At 45.7% G+C, this 19,576-nt stretch carries 17 protein-coding genes; 11 read left to right on the top strand and 6 right to left on the bottom strand.

Going from position 1 to position 19,576, the window contains the following annotated elements; all coding sequences use genetic code 11:
• Nucleotides 1-72 precede the first annotated feature (72 nt).
• Nucleotides 73-981 carry a LysR family transcriptional regulator gene (locus tag G5B12_RS06610; RefSeq protein WP_021977236.1) on the bottom strand — a complete coding sequence of 303 codons (909 nt, stop codon included), beginning with the start codon at nt 979-981 and terminating at the stop codon, nt 73-75.
• 283 nt (nt 982-1,264) lie between these two features.
• Here G5B12_RS06610 and G5B12_RS06605 point away from each other — a divergent pair, with 283 nt between their 5' ends.
• The 5 genes from G5B12_RS06605 to G5B12_RS06585 all read left to right on the top strand — a co-directional run bounded on the left by G5B12_RS06605 (nt 1,265) and on the right by G5B12_RS06585 (nt 7,924).
• Nucleotides 1,265-2,104, top strand: a complete 840-nt coding sequence (locus tag G5B12_RS06605; protein WP_118062138.1) for a sugar phosphate isomerase/epimerase family protein — start codon at nt 1,265-1,267, stop codon at nt 2,102-2,104.
• A gap of 18 nt (nt 2,105-2,122) precedes the next feature.
• On the top strand, nt 2,123-4,048 hold the full coding sequence (locus tag G5B12_RS06600; RefSeq protein ID WP_174087947.1) for an oxidoreductase: 1,926 nt from the start codon (nt 2,123-2,125) through the stop codon (nt 4,046-4,048).
• Nucleotides 4,049-4,208: 160 nt separating this feature from the next.
• On the top strand, nt 4,209-5,090 hold the full coding sequence (gene aroE / locus G5B12_RS06595; RefSeq protein ID WP_021977232.1) for a shikimate dehydrogenase: 882 nt from the start codon (nt 4,209-4,211) through the stop codon (nt 5,088-5,090).
• A 5-nt stretch (nt 5,091-5,095) separates the two neighbouring features.
• Nucleotides 5,096-6,295: an MFS transporter gene (locus G5B12_RS06590; protein ID WP_118062140.1), complete on the top strand. Its 1,200-nt coding sequence runs from the start codon at nt 5,096-5,098 to the stop codon at nt 6,293-6,295.
• Between the two features lie 237 nt (nt 6,296-6,532).
• Entirely contained in the window at nt 6,533-7,924 is a 1,392-nt protein-coding gene (locus G5B12_RS06585; RefSeq protein ID WP_021977230.1) for a hypothetical protein, read from the top strand.
• A 240-nt stretch (nt 7,925-8,164) separates the two neighbouring features.
• On the opposite strand, the gene aroD is transcribed toward G5B12_RS06585, so the two are convergent.
• The 3 genes from aroD to G5B12_RS06570 form a co-directional block, all read right to left on the bottom strand.
• Nucleotides 8,165-8,926 (bottom strand): type I 3-dehydroquinate dehydratase, encoded by a 762-nt coding sequence (aroD, locus tag G5B12_RS06580; protein WP_021977229.1) that lies wholly within the window; start codon nt 8,924-8,926, stop codon nt 8,165-8,167.
• 31 nt (nt 8,927-8,957) lie between these two features.
• On the bottom strand, nt 8,958-9,836 hold the full coding sequence (locus G5B12_RS06575) for a shikimate dehydrogenase (protein WP_021977228.1): 879 nt from the start codon (nt 9,834-9,836) through the stop codon (nt 8,958-8,960).
• Nucleotides 9,837-10,027: 191 nt separating this feature from the next.
• Nucleotides 10,028-12,025, bottom strand: coding sequence for an oxidoreductase (locus tag G5B12_RS06570; protein WP_174087946.1), 1,998 nt, complete (start codon nt 12,023-12,025; stop codon nt 10,028-10,030).
• 320 nt (nt 12,026-12,345) lie between these two features.
• Here G5B12_RS06570 and G5B12_RS06565 point away from each other — a divergent pair, with 320 nt between their 5' ends.
• The 6 genes from G5B12_RS06565 (at nt 12,346) to G5B12_RS06540 (ending at nt 16,290) form a co-directional block, all read left to right on the top strand.
• Complete coding sequence (locus G5B12_RS06565) at nt 12,346-12,849, top strand: NUDIX hydrolase (RefSeq protein ID WP_021977226.1); 504 nt, start codon at nt 12,346-12,348, stop codon at nt 12,847-12,849.
• A 362-nt stretch (nt 12,850-13,211) separates the two neighbouring features.
• A complete protein-coding gene (locus tag G5B12_RS06560) occupies nt 13,212-13,577 on the top strand; it encodes a BMC domain-containing protein (protein ID WP_021977225.1) in 366 nt (121 codons plus the stop codon).
• 11 nt (nt 13,578-13,588) lie between these two features.
• Complete coding sequence (locus G5B12_RS06555; protein WP_021977224.1) at nt 13,589-14,020, top strand: BMC domain-containing protein; 432 nt, start codon at nt 13,589-13,591, stop codon at nt 14,018-14,020.
• 18 nt (nt 14,021-14,038) lie between these two features.
• Complete coding sequence (locus G5B12_RS06550; protein ID WP_021977223.1) at nt 14,039-14,569, top strand: EutP/PduV family microcompartment system protein; 531 nt, start codon at nt 14,039-14,041, stop codon at nt 14,567-14,569.
• 296 nt (nt 14,570-14,865) lie between these two features.
• The gene (locus tag G5B12_RS06545) at nt 14,866-15,357 is read left to right on the top strand and encodes a DUF4867 family protein (RefSeq protein ID WP_021977222.1); all 492 of its coding nucleotides are present in this window, start codon (nt 14,866-14,868) and stop codon (nt 15,355-15,357) included.
• Nucleotides 15,358-15,366: 9 nt separating this feature from the next.
• Entirely contained in the window at nt 15,367-16,290 is a 924-nt protein-coding gene (locus G5B12_RS06540; RefSeq protein WP_244096055.1) for a radical SAM protein, read from the top strand.
• Nucleotides 16,291-16,583: 293 nt separating this feature from the next.
• On the opposite strand, the gene G5B12_RS06535 is transcribed toward G5B12_RS06540, so the two are convergent.
• Complete coding sequence (locus G5B12_RS06535) at nt 16,584-18,023, bottom strand: TrkH family potassium uptake protein (protein WP_174087945.1); 1,440 nt, start codon at nt 18,021-18,023, stop codon at nt 16,584-16,586.
• 12 nt (nt 18,024-18,035) lie between these two features.
• Nucleotides 18,036-19,394, bottom strand: coding sequence for a Trk system potassium transporter TrkA (trkA, locus tag G5B12_RS06530; RefSeq protein ID WP_174087944.1), 1,359 nt, complete (start codon nt 19,392-19,394; stop codon nt 18,036-18,038).
• Nucleotides 19,395-19,576: the final 182 nt, after the last annotated feature.

Genomic DNA, 19,576 nt, shown 5'->3' with positions numbered 1-19,576 from the left:
AAACAAGACGGGAATTGGACAGCTGTCTTTTTGGCTGTCAGGAGATCTCCTTTGGAAGGTCTCCCGAAGCTCTTAATTTGTTTTATAGAAAATCTCTTTTGATGTTTTCTCGATCACAAACTTCTTAAAGGCTTCCACAACCGGAGGATGGTATACATCTTTCAGCATGGCCATGTAGAAATTTCTCTGCCAGCTTGGAGAAACAAGGGGCAGGATCTTAAGATCCAAAGAATGAAGGATGGGGATATCCGGGGCAATGCAGATGCCGAAATCATTGGCAACAAATCCTGCGGCAACCTGGTCCTCATCGATCTCAAAGGCCACATCCGGGTACTGACCGATACTCTTAAACAGCTGGTCGATGATCTGGCGGAGCCCACTTCGTTTCTTAAAAATGATCTGTTTGTAAGGAAGGGTTTCCTCCAGATGGATCTCGGATTTCTCCGCAAGAGGATGGCCGGGCGGAACAATAACCACCAGGTCCTGTTTGGCAACCGGGATAAACTCGATCAGCGGTTCGTCATCAAATTTGGAACAGAAGCCGATATCATATTTCTTCTCTTTCAGCCCGGTAAGGATATCGCCGGTAAGAACCTTGTCACAGAACAGATTGAAATTGATCTGTTTTCCTTCGTTGGCGGTGAGAAAATTGCGGATGATCTTCGGCACAAAATCAACTCCAAGGGTCCTGAGAAAAGCCACATCAATTTGCCCTTCTCCTTTTCCTGCAAGCTGGAGGCCGTTTACAGAGGAATCCAGCCGGTTCAGGGTTTCTTCCACATCTCCCAGAAAAGTCTTGCCATATTTGGTGAGAGAAACATTCCGTCCGTTTTTTTCAAATAATTTCACTCCAAGTTCTTCCTCCAGGGAAGAGATCGCATGACTTAAACTGGGCTGTGTGATCGCCAGAACATCAGCAGCTTTCGTGTAATGTTCCAGATGCGCCAGTGTCACGAAATAACGAAGATGATACAGGTTCATTTTCGAAGCTCCTTTCGTAAGTTTAGCTGAATGTTTTATTCAGGCAGATTCCAGTGAAGTCGGATGATCAGAAGGAATTGCCGGTCTGACTGCTGTGACGGTGGCAGTACAGTGAAAATGTTTTTATATAGTATACCACGATATATTGATAAAATCTATGAATTCTCCTGGTACAATCAATTTGTTTTGTATTTAACGAAGTTATATAATGCTTATAGAAAAAAGATACAAAATAATTAAAAAAAACCTAAAAAAATTATTTATATTTTCAGGAGGAGTTATCATGTCAAAAGAATTTCCAATTACAATCAGTTCCTGGACACTTGGGGATCAGTGCAAATTTGAGGACCGTGTAAAAGCTGCCAAAGAAGCTGGCTATGAGGGAATCGGCCTGAGAGCGGAAACCTACGTAGATGCCCTGAATGAGGGACTTTTCGATAAGGATATCCTGGCAATCCTGGATAAATATGACATGAAGGTAACAGAGGTTGAGTATATCGTACAGTGGGCAGAGGAGCATCGTTCCTACGAGCAGAAATACAAAGAACAGCTCTGCTTCCATATGTGTGAATTATTTAACGTAAAACAGATCAACTGTGGACTGATGGAGAACTATTCTGTGGAGTATACAGCACAGAAACTTCGTGAGCTCTGTCAGAGAGCTGGCAAATACATCATCGGCGTTGAGCCAATGCCATACAGCGGAATCCCGGATGTAAAAAAAGGCTGGGCTGTTGTAAAAGCTGCTGACTGCGAGAATGCAAAACTGATCCTCGATACATGGCACTGGGTAAGAGCAAACCAGCCGATCGAACTTTCTGTACTTGAGGGAATCCCGGCAGATAAGATCGTATCCATCCAGATCAACGATGTATGGGAAAGACCATATGCGACAACTATCTTAAGAGATGAGTCCATGCATGACCGCCTTGCTCCTGGAACCGGAATCGGAACAACCGTACCGTTCGTGAAAATGATCCGTGAAAAAGGAATTAAACCAAACGCTATCGGCGTAGAGGTTATCAGCGATGCAAACCTTGAAAAAGGTATCGAGTATGCTGCAAAACATACATACGAGAACACAAAGAAGGTACTGGAAGAAGCCTGGCCAGAGGTACTTTAATCAGAAAGGAGAACCCACATGAAATTCAATGCGATGTTTCAGCCGATCGAGATCGGCCCTATGACCGTAAAAAACCGTTTCGTTGTTCCGCCAATGGGAAATAACTTTGCAAATACAGACGGAACTATGAGCGAGCAGTCCGCTGCATATTATAAGGAAAGAGCAAAAGGCGGATTTGGCCTGATCACTATCGAGGCTACCGTCGTTCACAAAGGCGCAAAGGGCGGCCCGCGTAAACCATGTCTCTATGATGATTCTACCATCGAGAGCTTCCGCAAAGTTATTGACGGATGCCATGCGGAAGGTGCAAAAGTTTCCATCCAGTTTCAGAATGCAGGTCCGGAAGGAAATGCAAAGAACGCAGGAGCACCGATCACAGCAGCAACCAGCATCCCGTCTGTATGTGGACGTGACATTCCGAAACAGCTTACAACAGAGGAAGTTTATGAGCTGATCAAAGGATATGGCGAGGCAGCAAGAAGAGCCATGGAAGCAGGTGCAGATGCTGTTGAGATCCATATGGCACACGGCTATCTGGTAAGCACATTCCTCTCTCCAAGAACAAACAAGAGAGTGGATGAGTTTGGCGGATGCTTTGAGAACCGCATGCGTTTCTCACGCCTGATCATTGAGGAGATCAAGAAAACAACACAGGGCAGGATTGCGATCCTTGCAAGAATCAACTGTGCAGATGAGGTTCCAGGCGGCCTTGACATCCATGACAGCGCGGCGATCGCAGCATACCTGGAAAGCTGCGGACTGGATGCCATTCACGTATCCCGTGCCGTTCATATCAAAGATGAATTTATGTGGGCACCGACGGTTATCCATGGTGGATTCTCCGCATCAGAGGTTGAGGAGATCAAACGTGCGGTAAACATTCCGGTGATCACAGTCGGACGTTATACAGAGCCACAGTTTGCAGAACTGATGGTAAAAGAAGGAAGAGCAGACCTTGTAGCATTTGGCCGTCAGAGCCTTGCAGATCCTGCTATGCCGAAAAAAGCACTGGAAGAGCGTCTGGAGGATATGACTCCATGTATCGCCTGTCTTCAGGGATGTGTTGCAAACATGTATGCAGGAAACCCGATTTGCTGTCTGACCAACCCGTTTCTTGGACATGAGGCAGAGCCAATTGCTAAGACAGAGAATCCGAAGAAAGTTATGGTGATCGGCGGTGGTGTTGCAGGACTTTGCGCTGCATTTATCGCAAAAGAGAAAGGACACGAAGTAACACTTTATGAAGCAGGAGATGTTCTCGGCGGAAACATGAGACTTGCGGCTTATCCACCAGGAAAAGGTGATATCACAAACATGATCCGCAGCTATATCCACCGCTGCCAGAAAGACGGCGTGAAGATCGTGATGAACTGTGAGGTAACTCCGGAGCTTATCAAAGAGGAGAAACCGGACAGTGTGATCATCGCAACGGGTTCCAAGACTCTGATCCTTCCTATCGAGGGAATCGACAATCCGGCCATCATCCACGGTTCTGATCTTCTGGACGGAAAGAGACCAGCAGGCAAAAAAGTTCTTGTTGTGGGCGGTGGAATGGTAGGATGTGAGACCGCTGCATTCCTGGGCGAGCAGGAGCATGATGTAACGGTGATCGAGTTCCGTGATACCGTAGGTGCAGACGTGATCCATGAGCACAGAGTCTATCTCATGAAAGATTTCGAGGACTACGGAATCAAAGAGATCACCGGAGCAAAGGTATGCAAATTCTATGAAGACGGTGTAGAGTACGAGACAGCTGACGGAGTACGTCATGAGACAAGAGGATATGATTCCGTTATCCTTTCCATGGGATTCCGCAATTACAATCCACTTGAAGAAAAGATCAAAGATCTTGTACCTGAGACACACGTGATCGGAGATGCCATCCGTGCAAGACGTGCACTGGATGCAACAAAAGAGGCTTATGAGGTAGCTTCCAGACTCTGATGGGATATCCGCCTGACAGCGTCAGGCACCGGATCATATCAATACACAAGAAAATAATTGTCCAATAAACAGGACAGAAGAAAAATAAAAGAAACATCCTGACAGGCACCGGAGAAAACATCCGGTGGCTGCAAGGAGAGAATGCAGGAGGAAAAAAGAAATGGAACAGAGAATTAAAGGAACAACTGGTTTACTCGCGCTGATCGGAAGTCCGGTAGGACACTCCGGATCACCGGCTATGTACAACTTCAGCTTCCAGTACCATAACCTGGACTATGCTTACATGGCATTCGATATCAAAGAGGATCAGGTTCCGGCAGCTCTTGATGCAATGCGCCTTTTCAAAATGAGAGGATGCAACGTAACCATGCCTTGCAAGAACAAAGTAGCTCAGTGTGTAGACGAGCTTTCACCGGCAGCAAAGATCATCGGCGCTGTAAACACCATTGTGAATGAGGATGGAAAACTTGTAGGACATATCACAGACGGTATCGGATTTGTCCGCAACTTAAAAGAGCACGGCGTTGACGTAAAAGGCAAAAAGATGGTAGTCTTAGGAGCAGGCGGAGCAGCTACAGCTCTTACTGTACAGTGTGCCCTTGACGGAGCAGCATCCATCGCGATCTTCAATCCGGATGACCCGTTCCTTGAAAGAGCAAAAGGAACAGCAGAGAAGCTTGCAAAAGAAGTACCGGACTGCAAAGTAAGCGTATACTGCCTGGACGATCAGGACAAACTGAGAGAAGAGATCGCAAACGCAGACATTCTTGCAAACGGAACACTTGCAGGAATGAAACCACACGATGACCTTACTCTGGTTGACAAATCCATGTTCCACAAAGATCTTGTCGTTGCTGACTGCGTATACAATCCTGCAGAGACAAGAATGGTAAAAGAGGCAAAAGAAGCAGGCGTAAAACTTGCAGTAGGCGGAAAAGGAATGCTTCTGTGGCAGGGCGCTGAGTCCTATAAACTGTACACAGGACTTGAGATGCCTACAGATGAGTACCAGAAATTCCAGGCTGAGAACGAAGGGAAATAAGGATCATGAGCCAGACAGGTAAGAAAAATTTGGTAATTACTTCTATCGCGCTGTATTTTACATATTTCATTCACGGAATCGGAGCTTCCATCATGGGCCAGTACAAGCCGGAGCTTGCGGCTCACTGGGGAGCAAAGGCTTTAAGTGACGGAACTATGGATGTCAGCATGGTAGTATCCGTAATCGCTGCACTGGGACTTGGAAGACTGATCTCCCTTCCGTTTTCCGGTCCCCTGTCCGACAAATTCGGACGCAGATTAAGTGGAATCATTGGTGTGATCTGCTATGCAGCATACTTTATGGGAATCGCATTTGCTCCGTCTATGGGCGTTGCCTATGCCTTTGCCATTGTAGGTGGTATCGCAAACTCTTTCCTGGATACCTGTGTAAGCCCTACATGCATGGAAATCTATGTAAACAATCCTTCTGTGGCGAACCTGTTTACAAAATTCTCCATGTGTATCAGTCAGTTCCTACTTCCGTTCCTCATCGGATTCGTAGCAGCGGCTAATATGTCCTACAGAACCATCTTTATCGTTGCAGGTGCTGCAATCTTCATCGATGGAATCCTGATCCTGTTCCTGCCATTCCCGGACAGAAATACAACAGGTGCAGAAAAGAAAGAGAAAACAAAGTTAAAGATCACTCCTGCGGCAATTGCAGCGATCCTCATTGGATTTACAAGTTCTTCCACATTCATGCTGTGGCTGAACTGTAACCAGGAGCTTGGAAAACTTTATAATTTAAGTGATCCTTCCAAGATCCAGTCCTTCTATGCAGTTGGAACTTTTGCAGCGATCCTGTGTTCCTCTGTATTTATCAAAAAAGGACTGAAAGAGATCAATATCCTGATCATCTATCCGCTGATTTCCTTTATCATGCTGGGACTGTGCTACTTTATCCAGAACCCGACTATCTGCCTCATCGGTGGATTTGTCATCGGTTTCGCAGGCGCAGGCGGTGTATTGCAGCTGGCAGTTTCCACAACCGCTGAATTCTTCCCGGAGAACAAGGGAACTGCAACATCCATGGTTATGATCGCATCCAGCGTTGCAAACTATACCATCCTGACACTGGCAGGTTACATTACAAAGACTGCCGGAACCAGCGCTCCGAGAATGATCCTGCTTCTTAACATGGCAGTGACATTCATTGGAATCCTTCTTGCACTGTTTGTCAAGATGAACCGTGGAAAAGAAGCCTGAGACAGGGTGGAAATAAGTGAATGATCAGTTACGGTTCGCAGGTCACGGAGTGAACCGTAACAATCATTGTATGGATTCGGACGAAGATGACGGAATCTGTACAAAATAAAGTTCCAATTCGGGAACAATTCCCGGATTGGACTTTGATGTTTCTGGAAATGTTTGTTAATTAACAAACTTCCAGAACAAAAGATACTATATATGTATTATCAAAAAAACTGACAAAGGAGAATCGTTATGGCGCGTGCAGCAAGACAGAGAAGAGAAAACGAACTGCCCTACATTCCGTTTGGGCCATTTCAGGTTCGTCTTCCCTTTATTCATTACAAACTTGAGTCCGTAGAATTTATCCAGGGCCTGATCCTTGGCGTTACGGCACTTGCAGCTGTCCCTTATCTGGAACAGTATCTGGGACTGCCTTATGAGCTGGCATGGAGCTGTGTCATCATAGAAACCATGCTGTATATGCTACACAGTTTACTTGGTGATCCGGTAGTTCCCGGATGGATCACGCCGACCCTTCCGCTGACTATCGTATTTCTGGAAGGCTTTCCCCTGGGAAAAGAGCGTATCCAGGCAATGATCGCCCTGCAGATGCTGGTTGGTCTTGTGTTCATATTTATGGGCGTTACCAAACTTGCGGATAAATTTGTCCATGCTGTACCGGATTCCGTCAAGGGTGGAATCCTTCTTGCAGCGCCGGTTACGGTTATGGCAGGTCAGCTGGGAGAGGGCGGCAATATGCACAAATATCCCTTGGCGATCGTCGCAGGTGTTGGCCTTCTGATCCTGATCAGTTTTTCGGATAAATACCAGGAGAAGAGAAAGAACAATAAATTTCTGGATCTTGTTGCCCGCTATGGAAACCTTTTCCCGTATCTAATCGCCATGGTAGTTGGCCTTCTTGTGGGGGAGCTGGACAAACCGGGATTAGAGATTGGAACTTTTATCAAGATCCCGCAGTTTAAAGAGATCATCTCACAGGTAAGTATTTTCGGTGTGGGAATCCCGCCGCTTTCCATGTTTATCAAAGCGCTTCCTCTGGCACTTGTATGCTATGTTATCGCATTTGGTGATTTTGTTACCACAGAAACCCTGGTTACTGAGGCACGTCAGTCCAGAGATGATGAGTACATTGATTTCAATTCCAGCCGTTCCAACCTGGTCAGCGGACTTCGAAATCTGATTCTTTCCATCATCGCACCGTTCCCGCCCCTTTCCGGTCCGTTATGGGTTGGCATGACCGTATCTGTCTCCATCCGTTACAAAGAAGGAAAGAAAGCCATGAAGTCTCTTCTTGGCGGTATGGCGTCCTTCCGTATTGCAACTTTCTTAAGTGTGCTGATCATTCCAGTTGTAAGTTTCTTCCGCCCGATCTTCGGAGTTGGTTCTTCCATCACTCTGATGTTCCAGGCCTTTGTCTGTGCAAGGATCGGTATGGATTACTGTAAGACAGACCGTGACAAGATGATCGCAGGTGTTATGGCTGCTGTCCTTGCAACCCAGGGAACTGCATGGGCATCTGCATGGGCTCTGGCTGTTGGTTTCGGACTGAATATCTTCCTTTCCAACTGGGACCCAAGGAAAAAATCACAGGAAAATGTCATTGAGGAAAAAACTGAGAAATAATAAGTAAAGCGATAAAAGAAAATAGGAACTGCACTGGATGGGTCAGCGCAGTTCCTATTTTTGTCATGAGATTTGTTTTTGTTACAAAATAGATTTGCTATTATGGGATTAAAGCGGATAAAATCATCCGCATTTGCTATTTGGTTAAATTTGTTACATTAATTGGGATTAAAATTTGGTCTATAATTCACGTTCTTTCTTAAACGAAGCCGTAGATCCTTTCAATGGGAGGTTACAGGATCACAGGCTTTTGTGGATAATGTCAAGAACCTGTTCAAGCTCGTTGACATTGATCTGCCCCGGTGCGGAAGCTTTGGTAGCGGCACCGAAGGTAAGGGCGGAACCAAAGGTTTCGCCAGTGAGACGGCTGACAACACCGGTTCCTGCCATGGACATGGTAATGATCGGGCGGTCGGCGAACTGCTCGGACATTTCCAGTGTTGCACTTAAAAGGGTAAGTACGTCCTGTTTGCTCTTAGGCATAACAGCCATCTTCGGGATATCTGCGCCATAATCCTGCATCATGCGGAGACGGCGCACGATCTCATCTTTCTCAGGAGTTGCATCAAAATCATGGTTGGAAGCGATGACTTTTACGCCATAGCTGTGAGCTTCCTGGATCATGCTTTTTACGATCTCTTCGCCTGTGAAGGCTTCTACATCAATGAAATCTACATAGCCGCTTTTTGCAACAGCCATGTTGAGGGCTTTGTAATCTTCGCTGGAGATTGCTTTTTCTCCGCCTTCCTTTGCAGTACGGAAGGTAAAGAGAATCGGAGTGTCCTTTAAAACGGTCTGGAGATCTTTTGCCACATCAAGAACTTTGTCTGTGTCAAAAACATTCTCGAACCAGTCCACACGCCATTCTACAACATCCACCGGGATTCTTTCGAAGGTTCCTGCTTCAAGAAGGATATCCTCCTTTGTCTGTCCAACGATCGGGACACAGATCTTCGGTCTGCCCTCTCCGATTGTGATATTTCTTACCTGAACTGTTTTCATAATGGTCCTTTCCGATACGGATGGGATTTTATCAGTCATCGTATCTGATATTAAGAATCTCTTTCATATGCTCGATCGGCATCGGCTCGCCGGTCCACAGTTCAAATGCAGCGGAGCCCTGGAAAAGCATCATGCCAAGGCCGTTCATTGTCTTGCAGCCAACTTCCTTTGCCATGGAACGCATAGTGGTTTCAAGAGGGGAGTATGGTACGTCAACAACGATAAGCTCCGGACGGAAATAAGATTTATCCGGGACAACGGACTGGCCTTCCAGCGGTTTCATTCCAACGCCTGTGGCATTTACAAAAATATAACTGTCAGCCATTTCTTTTTTCAGCTGGTCAAGGTCGGAGAGATCATAGAGAACTGCGTGGCTGGATGTTCTTGTGTTGATCTTTTCAACAGTAGATACGGCACGGTCCCAGAACTCATCCTTACGGTTAAAGATCACGATCTCGCCTACACCGTCAAGTGCAGCCTGGATCTCAATAGCAGTAGCAGCACCGCCTGCGCCTACGATGGTCATTTTCTTTCCGATGGCGTCAATGTTGTTGTCTTTCAGTGCTGCCATAAATCCGATGCCATCTGTGATGTGGCCTGTAAGATGGCCGTGATCATTGACGATGGTGTTTACAGCACCGCACATTTCTGCTGCCGGTGAAAGCTCGTCAAGGTACTGGCCTACCAGAGTCTTGTTCGGCATGGAAACGTTGGAACCTCTCATTTTCAGAGTACGGATGGCTTTTACAGCATCCTCGATCTCATCTGCGCCAACTTCAAATGCAAGGTATGCATAGTCATAGCCAAGCTTTGCAAAAGCTTCGTTCTGCATGGCAGGAGAGCTGGAGTGACGGATCGGATAAGCCATAAGACCGATGAGCTCTGTGTGTCCTGTGATTCTTTCTGACATGGTAATAACTCCTCTCATTGGTAAAAATCTTGGGTAACTTTTTTAAAACCTCCCGCCACATCAGTCTGAAGAAGTTGCGGATGTTCTTCGGACGGCTGCAGCGGGAGGAAGACGTGGAAAATCTATAGACACTCCGTGGAGCGGACTTTATAACATATGAAAATGCCCGTCAGGAGGTTATAGCGATGATATTAAAGGTATCCTCTCTGCTCGAGAATGGTAAGGATGTTACGTCCTTCCTGGGTACCGTCAATGATTCTTCTTGCTCTCTGGCTGTCGCCGATGTTCATGATCTCAACATCCTCAGAAGAAAATTCTTCTGCAAGGCTCTGGTAAAGCTGTCCCTGGGCTCTCATTCCGAGACATACGAAACCGTATTCAAATGGAAGCTCATAAGGCTCGCCGTCACCTTTTACAAGGAAGGAAGAATCCTTAACCTCAAGGAGAGCAGTTTTTGTAAGCTGATGTACATTGTGTTTTTTCATCATGGCCTTTGTGTCGTTCTTGCTTACCGGATCAAGGTCACGTCCGATCTGATCCATCATCTCAACGATAGAGATGTCTGCATTTCTGTCTGCGAAGAATTCCACAACATCAAGACCTACAGCACCGCCGCCTACGACAACGACTTTTTTGCCTTCCAGATCCTTTGGAAAATCATTAATGTGGTTGATCATACCAAGAATAGAATAAATATTATAGTCCTCGTTGTCAATACGATCCTTCAGTCCTGCGATCGGAGGCAGAAGAGGAGCGGAACCGGTGGAACTTACGATGATATTCGGATGGAACTTGCGAATGTTCTCCGGTGTTCCTTCTGTATTTGTGAAGATATAAAGGTTCTCAAGCTGCTCTGCGCGGTGCATGAGATAGTGCGGGAAATCAGCCAGACGGTTCTTTGCAGGGATTTTTGAGATCAGAGATGCAAGTCCGCCAAGCTCGCTGCCTTTTTCCAGAAGGAAGGTGTTGCAGCCAACCTCTGCGGCTGTGCAGGCAGCTTCCAGTCCGGCAGTACCACCGCCGATAACAACCACGTTGCAGTTTTTGTTTACATGCAGTTTCTTATATACATCGCCCTCAAGAACAGACGGGTTTACGGTACAGCGGATCGGACGGTTTACACCGATACGGTTTCCGGCGCATCCAATGTTACAGGAGATACATTTGCGGAGATCGCACTCATGCCCTGTGGCAACTTTGTTTACCCATGCAGGATCAGCGATAAGGCCGCGTCCCATACCGATAAGATCTGCGTCGCCGTCAGCGAGGATTCTCTCGGCAACTTTCGGGTCACGGATGTTACCCATGGAAATACACGGTTTGTTGAATTTTTCTTTTACAGCTTTTGCCATGTAGGAACGCCATCCATCCGGAAGATAGTTTGCGTCGATCTGGTACTGGATGGAACCGTTGAGACCGCAGGAAACGTCGAAGATATCAACTTCTTCCTGAAGGTAATCCAGATATTCCAGAGTATCATCAAGTGTGTTTCCACCTTCCATCAGCTCATCTGCACTGAGACGGAGCATGATCGGAAAGAATGGTCCGACCTGTTTTCTTACCTCGTCGATGACCATGCGGCAGAAACGGGTACGGTTCTCAACAGATCCGCCGAACTCGTCGGTACGCTTGTTTGTGATCGGGGAAAGGAACTGGCTGATCAGGTAGGAATGTCCTGCGTGGATCTCTACTGCGTCAAAACCGGCTGTCTGTGCACGTTTTGCAGCCTCGCCGTATTTCTTTACAATGTGAAGGATCTCTTCTCTGGAAAGAGGACGCGGGATCTCGCCGCCTTCTTTTGACGGAACATCAGATGCGGAAACCGGCTGCATGTTGATCCTGGAAGAAATTGCGGAAGCTCCTGCATGGTTGATCTGGATCGCAATCTTTGTTCCATATCTGTGGATGTTCTCACAGAATTTGAAAAGACGTGGAAGATAGTTGTCATGATCGATACGAAGCTGGGTAGTACCGTTGGAACCTTGCGGGGAATCGATGCTTGCGTTCTCTACGATAATGAGGCCTGTGCCACCCTTTGCACGCTGCTCATAGTAGTTGATATGAAGAAAACTCATTTCGCCGTTCTGCTCACCGTAGTTGGTACCCATCGGCATCATAACAATACGGTTCTTAATAGTCATATTTTTAACGGTTAAAGGGGAAAAAATATGCGGATAATCATTCTTCATCTGGAAAAACCTCCCTGGTTATTTTTTAATAGAATCGTTTGTTTGTGTTAATTATATAACAAAAATATCTATAAAACTAATTCATAATACCAGTAATATAATAAAAATAATCTATAGATTTTTAGCGGATGGAAAGTGACTGGAAAATAGTGCAGGATTCCAGGGTTTACATACAGGACTTTAGCGTGTTATCATAACAAATAAAAAAGATACAGAATGCGGGGAGACGGGGCAGATATCCGTAATTTATATTTGCTGCTGCAGGTGGTTAAATATAAGATCGTATTACCGTGTACTGTATAAAGACAGGAGATAGAAAAATGGAATTCTGGGATATTTACGATGCAGATAAGAAACCGACGGGACGTACCATGAAACGGAATGACTGGTGTCTGAAAGATGGGGAATATCATCTGACAGTCCTTGGCGTGGTTGCAAGGCCGGATAAAACCTTTCTGATCACCAAACGTGTGATGACAAAAGCCTGGGCTCCGGGCTGGTGGGAAGTTTCCGGTGGCGCTGCCCAGGCAGGTGAGGGATCCAGGGAGGCAGTGCTCCGTGAGGTAAAAGAAGAGACAGGACTGGATGTAAGAGAGGCAGAGGGAGGATATCTTTTTACCTATAAAAGAGAGAATCCTGGTGAGGGAGATAATTATTTTGTGGATGTGTACCGTTTTGTGATGGATGTGCAGGATAAGGATCTGGAACTTCAGACTGAAGAAACAGACGGATATATGTTTGCAACTCTGGATCAGATCAGGGCGTTTGCGGCTGAGGGAAAATTCCTGCATTATGACAGCATTAAGAGGGCATTTGAGTTCTGAGAGAAGCTGAGTATGATGAACTTAAGCTGTGTCTGGGTCCTGCTGAAAGTTGCTTACTGTTTGTGTGAGAGCAAAACGATGATCGTGGCAATGGGAAATATAAGAATTTCTGACTGATTTTCTATACAGATATAAAACAAGTGTTGTTTTCTGTGGATTTTTATTTTTAAAAACGTTGTTTTCTGCCTTGTTTTAGAAGAATTGTATTGACATTAAAATGGATAAATAGTAAAATTTATCGTAGGGAAATTGTAAGCCGGATGAACAAAATCCGGCTTATCGAATATTAAATCGATTGAAAAAACTATGGTATTGATTTTGACAATGCCATATTACGAAATTTTTGAAAGCGAGGAATCATCATGGCAGATGAACATAAAGACCAGATCAGAATCGTACAGGAGACCGTAGCCGGTAAGGAGATCACATTTGCCCATATCATGGGTGGTCCGGCACCGATCATATATCAGAAGCTTGGACTGAATCCACAGGTGGACTATGGATCATCTGCGATCGGAATCATGAATATGACACCTTCCGAGTCTGCTGTGATCGCATCCGATATCGCAGTGAAGAGTGGTAATGTATATCTTGGTTTTGCAGACCGTTTTACAGGAACTCTGATCATAACGGGAGAGATTTCCGATGTGCAGACAGCAATGGAAGAAATCGTGGACTATTTCCGTGATACCCTGGGATATGTGGTTTGCAAGATCACCAAGAGATAAGGAAGTGCACCATGGAAGAAAGGATAACGAAGGAAGAACTGCTGGAGCGGCTGTTTCATGATGATTATGAGAACCTTAAGGGAAAAAGACTTCGACTGACCCGGGTGCGTGTACCTGGAAAAGAGCTTTCTTTTGCACATGTTTTTACACCAAGTGATAAATCTGTCTATGAGAATCTTGCGTTACATATCGGTGTTCATGAAGGCGAGGACCATAGAGGAGATGCGATCGGTATGGTCAGAGTCACACCCTGGGAGGCGATCGTAGTTGCGGCAGATGTTGCAGTGAAGGCAGCTCACGTGGAAGTAGGATTTATGGATCGTTTCTGTGGAACGCTGATTCTGACAGGCGGTTTTACGGAAGTGATGACAGCTGTGGAAGAAGTGGTGCGTTTTTTCCATGAGACATTGAAGTTTGATGTCTGTGAGATCCACAGAAGCTGAGGCAGGACGGGATAATAAATGAAAAAAATTTTTCTGATGGGTCGAAGTGAAGCCGGCAAGACATCCCTGACACAGGCACTTAAAGGGGAAGAACTTCATTATCATAAAACCCAGTATACCAACACAAATGAAGATACCATTGATTCACCGGGAGAATATGCGGAGTCCAAGCATTTCAGCGTGGGGCTAGCCTGTTTCTCTTTTGAGGCAGATGTGATCGCCATTGTACAGGCGGCTAATGAGCCATTTAACCTGTTCAGTGACGGAAGCAGGAATTTCCTTCTCCGCCCGCTGATCGGGATCATCACCAAGGTGGATTCTCCCCATGCAAATATCCCCATGGTCAGACAGTGGATGGAGAACATGGGCTGTGAGAGAATCTTCATGGTAAACAATAAAACAAGAGAAGGAATCAGTGAGCTGATGGATTACCTGAAAGATGATCTTCCGAAGCTTACACTGGAACAGGCGAAATTCAAGCAGAGTCTTGGACTGAATGAATGGGATCCCATGCCGGAGGGAGTGGAATATCCGGAATCGATACGGTAAGGTTGGGACATGACATTAACCGGATCAAGCAGTTATTCGGTTATGAGCAAGTAACGAATGCGGATGATTTTATCCGCTTGACTTACAGATAATTAAGAAATTAAATGCAGAACATGGCTGGATGGATGTTCTGCATTTTTTTGTAATAAGTCTCCACCAGCGGATGATTGTTTTTCACAATCCTGCAGGGGACTTCCCTGATTCGGTTAATTAATACATTGAATAACAAAAAGAGAATGCCTGATATAAGATTTTTTCTATAATGGGAAATTACAAAGAAAGAAGGTATATATATTATGAGAGAAGTAAAAGCAGTGACCATCACAAAAGAGGAATTCGCGCCATACGGAACATTTTATGACATGACTCATCCCGACGGATATCCACTTCAGGGCGAGATCCACAAATTCTATCCGGACCGCATTTCCGGAACAGCCATGGGCAGCATGGCATTTTCACCCATCGAAGTAAAAAAGGACGATCGGATCGTAAAATGTGCAGAGTATCACACAACCACCTGGGAAGGTATCGTAGCGCTGGACGACGATATGATCATCCACGTAGCCCCTGCATCCGCCGGAACCCCTGTCCCACAGCTCGCAAAAGCATTCCTCGTACCAAAAGGTTCCATGGTAAAGATCAACGCTGCAATCTGGCACTTATGCCCTCTGCCGGCAAACAATGAAGTACTCCACGCCATGATCATTTTGCCGGAATGCACTTATGCAAACGACTGTACAGTGGTGGAGTTTGAGGAGAAGGACTGGTTTAAGATCGTGACAGACTGAGGGAATTTTATGAGTGAAACTGAAGAAATCATGTCTGCATGCAGTCTCTGTCCAAGAGACTGTCATGTAGACAGAAATGCCGGTAAAAAAGGATTCTGCGGGGAAGATAAAACGGTTTATCTTGCGAGAGCGGCACTTCATATGTGGGAAGAACCTTGTATTTCCGGAAAGAAAGGATCCGGGGCAGTGTTTTTTTCCGGTTGCGGACTGAGGTGCTGCTTCTGTCAGAACCATGATATTGCCATTGGAAGCAGAGGATTGGCGGTAACGGTAGAGCGTTTAAGTGAAATTTTTCTGGAATTGCAAGAAAAAGGTGCCGCCAATATCAATCTGGTGACGGGAGCACATTATGTTCCACAGATTGTTCAGGCGCTGGATCAGGCCCGTATGGAAGGAATGGATCTTCCGGTTGTATATAATTCCAGCGGTTACGAAAAGACTGAAACACTGAAAATGCTGGAAGGGTATGTAGATATTTATCTTCCGGATATGAAGTATATGGAAACAGATCTGGCAGAAAAATATTCTCTTGCGGCAGACTATCCGGATATTGCAAAGGCAGCTGTTGCGGAAATGGTGAGACAGACAGGTCCATGTGAATTCGGAGCAGATGGTTATATCCGAAGGGGAACGATCGTCCGGCACCTGATCCTGCCGGGACATACCAGAAATTCAAGGGAAGTTCTGAACTACCTTCATGAAACTTATGGAGAAAATATTTATATCAGCATCATGAACCAGTATACACCAGTAAGAAAATTTGAAAAGTTTAAAGAGCTGAACAGAAAAGTAACAAAGCGGGAATATGAAAAAGTTCTGGATGCTGCGGTAGATATGGGAATTCAAAATGGATTTATCCAGGAGGGGGAAACTGCTTCCGAAAGTTTCATTCCGGAATTCGATTATGAAGGGGTGAAAAAAAATACCCCATAAATGGAAGGAGGCCGGTACTCTCGTACCGGCGCGTATGAAAAAGAAAAATATTATAGAAAGCTCATCACTTTCTATGGCTAATAATATACAGGAAAAATGTGAAGAAAGTGTGTCTAACATTTGAAATAAATGTGAAAAAATGCGATTTATGACGTAAACATGACAAAATATGCTTGCAGTGAAATGGATATGAGTAAAAAGTGAAAGAGATCCGCGAATGTCCGATCGAGGGCGGCGGGAAACAAAAACCGGAGAAATGGGAAAAACCCATGTTTCTCCGGTTATATTTTTTATCAGAATTTTTTCCAGGTTTCCCGGAGGAAAAGAATCAGAATCGGGAACAACTCCAGTCGGCCGGCCAGCATATCGAAAGAAAGGACCAGCTTGGACAGCGGAGAAAAGATCCCGAAGTTTCCGGTAGGACCGATCAGGGAAAGACCGGGACCCACATTGTTTAAAGTGGTGACTACGGCTGTGAAATTTGTTACAAGATCAAATTCATCAAAACTGATGATAAAGATAGATGCAGCCACGATCATCAGATAAACGATCATATAAATATTGGTGGCACGCATAACTTCGTGAGACACCGCTTTTCCGTCCATTTTGATCTTTTTTACTGCATTGGGATGCAGATAAAGATGCAGTTCCTTGCGGACGGATTTTGCAAGAAGCAGAAGACGGGAAATCTTGATTCCGCCGCCTGTACTGCCGGCACAGGCACCACAGAAGGTAAGCAGTACCAGGATCGTCCTGGATACCGCAGGCCACTGGTTAAAATCCGTAGTGGCATAACCGGTGGTGGTGATAATAGAACCAACCTGGAAAAATGCCTGCTGAAGTGCTTCCCACACATTGTCAAACAGATGCCGGACGTTGAAAGTGATCATCAGGGCAGAAGCGATGATCACAAAGAAATAGCAGCGGACCTCTTCAGATTTCAATGCCTGAGAAAACTTCCTGGTGAGAAGAAGAAAATAGACATTGAAGTTTACGCCAAACAGGATCATAAAGATAGTGATGACGATCTGAATATATAAGCTGTAACTTCCCATACTGTCGGATTTGATTCCGAACCCACCGGTTCCGGCAGTTCCAAATGCTGCACAGAGACTGTCGTAAAGAGGCATCCCCCCAAGAAGCAGGAGGATGATCAGTGCAACAGTGAGTGCAATGTAGATCTTGTACAGGATCTTGGCAGTTGACTGGACTTTTGGAAGAAGCTTTCCTACGGAAGGACCGGGGCTTTCTGCCTTCATAAGGTTCATATGATAGCCACCTGCAAGCGGAAGCAGTGTCAGGATAAATACCAGAACACCCATACCACCGATCCAGTGGGAAAAACATCTCCAGATATTGATGCTGTAAGGCATCTGTGATGGATCGGAGAGAATACTGGAACCGGTTGTAGTGAAACCGGAAACAATCTCAAAAAAAGCATCAATGGGATTCGGGATAGCCCCGCTGAGCACAAACGGCACAGCACCGACAATACTGAGGACGATCCAGCTTAAAGCAGTAGTCACAAGGCCTTCACGGGCGTAAAACGCTTTCTTGGACGGTTTGCGGCTGACCAGTGGAACACCGATCGCCAGGCATGCCAGAATTGTGATCACAAAGGCGATTCCGGCTTTTTCACGGTAGATAAGGGCAGTGATGCCGGGAACCAGCATACAGACAGCCTCCACGTTCATGATCCATCCCAGGATATAAACAATAATTGAATAATTCATTTTTCAGTACCTCTATTTTGCAAGTATGTCTGTGATGTCACGGAGGCCTTTGTGAGTGGTTACAATGATGACCGTGTCGCCTACCTGAATGGTATCCTGACCACGGGGAATGCGGATGCGGCCGTTGCGGTTCAGGCATCCCACCAGAAGGTTCTTCCGGAGATTCAGTTCTGCAAGAGGAATGTCCGTTACGGCAGATTCCTCGCGGATGGCAAATTCCAGTGCTTCTGCATTGCCATCCAGAATATGATAAAGCGTTTCCACATTGCTTCCGATACTGTTCTGGGTGGCACGGACATACTGCAGAATGTAGTCGGCGGTAATATTCTTCGGATAGATGACGCTTCCGATATCCAGAGAGTCAATGACATCATCGAATTCCAGACGGTTGACTTTGGCAACCAGCTTGGCATCGGAAATACTCTTTGCAAAGAGTGCAAGGAAAACATTCTCCTCATCCAGATTGGTCAGGGTGACAAAGGATTCAGATTCTGTCAGTCCCTCTTCAAGAAGGAGAGAACGATTTGTTCCGTCGCCATTGATGATAGTTGCGTCTGGAAGCAGTTCGCTTAAGTGTTCGCAGCGGTCTTTGTTCTGCTCGATAATCTTGACACCGATCTTCATATCAAGAAGTGCGTGTGCAAGATAGTAGGAAATGGTTCCACCACCTACAATGATACAGTTTTTGACCTGATTGGTCTTGAGACCGATCTTACGGAAAAATGCCGCTGCATTAAGCGGAGAGGCCAGAATGGAAACCATATCTCCGTCGTGTATAATGTGATCACCACCAGGAATGGATACATTGTCACGGCTTTCAATCGCGCAGACCAGAATATCACTTCGGAAAGCATCTGAGATCTGGGAAACGCTCATTCCGTCCAGCTTGAATTCCGGGAGAACTTTAAACTTGAGAAGTTCTACACGGCCACGAGCAAAGGTGTCAATCTTGATCGCAGATGGAAAACGGAGAAGCCGTGAAATTTCCTGGGCAGCGGCAAGCTCCGGGTTAATGATCATGGTAACACCAAGACGTTCTTTGATGAATCCGATTTCTTTTTCATAAATGGGGTTACGGACGCGGGCGATAGTCTGGCAGTGGTTGGCCTTCTGCGCGATCAGACAGCAGAGAAGGTTCAGCTCGTCAGAAGCGGTAACTGCGATCAGGATATCTGCAGTATCAACACCTGCCTCCATTAAAGTATTGATGCTGGCACCATTACCGACGATTCCCATAGCGTCGATATTTTCGCAGAGATCATTGATCTTGTCGGCAATAACGTCGACGAGGGTGATATCAATATCCTCTGCCTGAAGCTGCTCTGCAAGATTTCTACCGACTTTTCCGCAGCCTACAATAATTACCTGCATAATTTCCTCCTTCAATAGCCGGTCAGGGCTACAAATCATAAGTAAAAGCGCCCATCCGTGTAAAGATAGGCAAGGATATTATAGCATTGTATATCTGATTTTTAAACAGTAATATTTTCCTGTATTTATAGAAAAAAATGATGGAAAGATAGAGATTTGTGAAGGAAAGTGAACATTACTGT

The organism is Blautia sp. MSK.20.85, assembly GCF_013317245.1.
Taxonomy (GTDB): Bacteria; Bacillota; Clostridia; order Lachnospirales; family Lachnospiraceae; genus Blautia_A.
The sequence above is the reverse complement of the archived record's forward strand: the minus strand, read 5'-3'. Positions and strand labels throughout refer to the sequence as shown.

Bases quoted from the DNA above. Each gene is read 5' to 3' on its own strand.
- G5B12_RS06575 (WP_021977228.1), bottom strand. From the start codon at position 9,836: ATGTCAGAAAGAATCACAGGACACACAGAGCTCATCGGTCTTATGGCT.
- G5B12_RS06540 (WP_244096055.1), top strand. From the start codon at position 15,367: ATGAGTGAAACTGAAGAAATCATGTCTGCATGCAGTCTCTGTCCAAGA.
- G5B12_RS06555 (WP_021977224.1), top strand. From the start codon at position 13,589: ATGGAAGAAAGGATAACGAAGGAAGAACTGCTGGAGCGGCTGTTTCAT.
- G5B12_RS06610 (WP_021977236.1), bottom strand. From the start codon at position 981: ATGAACCTGTATCATCTTCGTTATTTCGTGACACTGGCGCATCTGGAA.
- G5B12_RS06535 (WP_174087945.1), bottom strand. From the start codon at position 18,023: ATGAATTATTCAATTATTGTTTATATCCTGGGATGGATCATGAACGTG.
- G5B12_RS06570 (WP_174087946.1), bottom strand. From the start codon at position 12,025: ATGAAGAATGATTATCCGCATATTTTTTCCCCTTTAACCGTTAAAAAT.
- G5B12_RS06560 (WP_021977225.1), top strand. From the start codon at position 13,212: ATGGCAGATGAACATAAAGACCAGATCAGAATCGTACAGGAGACCGTA.
- aroD (WP_021977229.1), bottom strand. From the start codon at position 8,926: ATGAAAACAGTTCAGGTAAGAAATATCACAATCGGAGAGGGCAGACCG.
- G5B12_RS06600 (WP_174087947.1), top strand. From the start codon at position 2,123: ATGAAATTCAATGCGATGTTTCAGCCGATCGAGATCGGCCCTATGACC.
- G5B12_RS06605 (WP_118062138.1), top strand. From the start codon at position 1,265: ATGTCAAAAGAATTTCCAATTACAATCAGTTCCTGGACACTTGGGGAT.
- G5B12_RS06585 (WP_021977230.1), top strand. From the start codon at position 6,533: ATGGCGCGTGCAGCAAGACAGAGAAGAGAAAACGAACTGCCCTACATT.
- aroE (WP_021977232.1), top strand. From the start codon at position 4,209: ATGGAACAGAGAATTAAAGGAACAACTGGTTTACTCGCGCTGATCGGA.
- G5B12_RS06550 (WP_021977223.1), top strand. From the start codon at position 14,039: ATGAAAAAAATTTTTCTGATGGGTCGAAGTGAAGCCGGCAAGACATCC.
- trkA (WP_174087944.1), bottom strand. From the start codon at position 19,394: ATGCAGGTAATTATTGTAGGCTGCGGAAAAGTCGGTAGAAATCTTGCA.
- G5B12_RS06565 (WP_021977226.1), top strand. From the start codon at position 12,346: ATGGAATTCTGGGATATTTACGATGCAGATAAGAAACCGACGGGACGT.
- G5B12_RS06590 (WP_118062140.1), top strand. From the start codon at position 5,096: ATGAGCCAGACAGGTAAGAAAAATTTGGTAATTACTTCTATCGCGCTG.
- G5B12_RS06545 (WP_021977222.1), top strand. From the start codon at position 14,866: ATGAGAGAAGTAAAAGCAGTGACCATCACAAAAGAGGAATTCGCGCCA.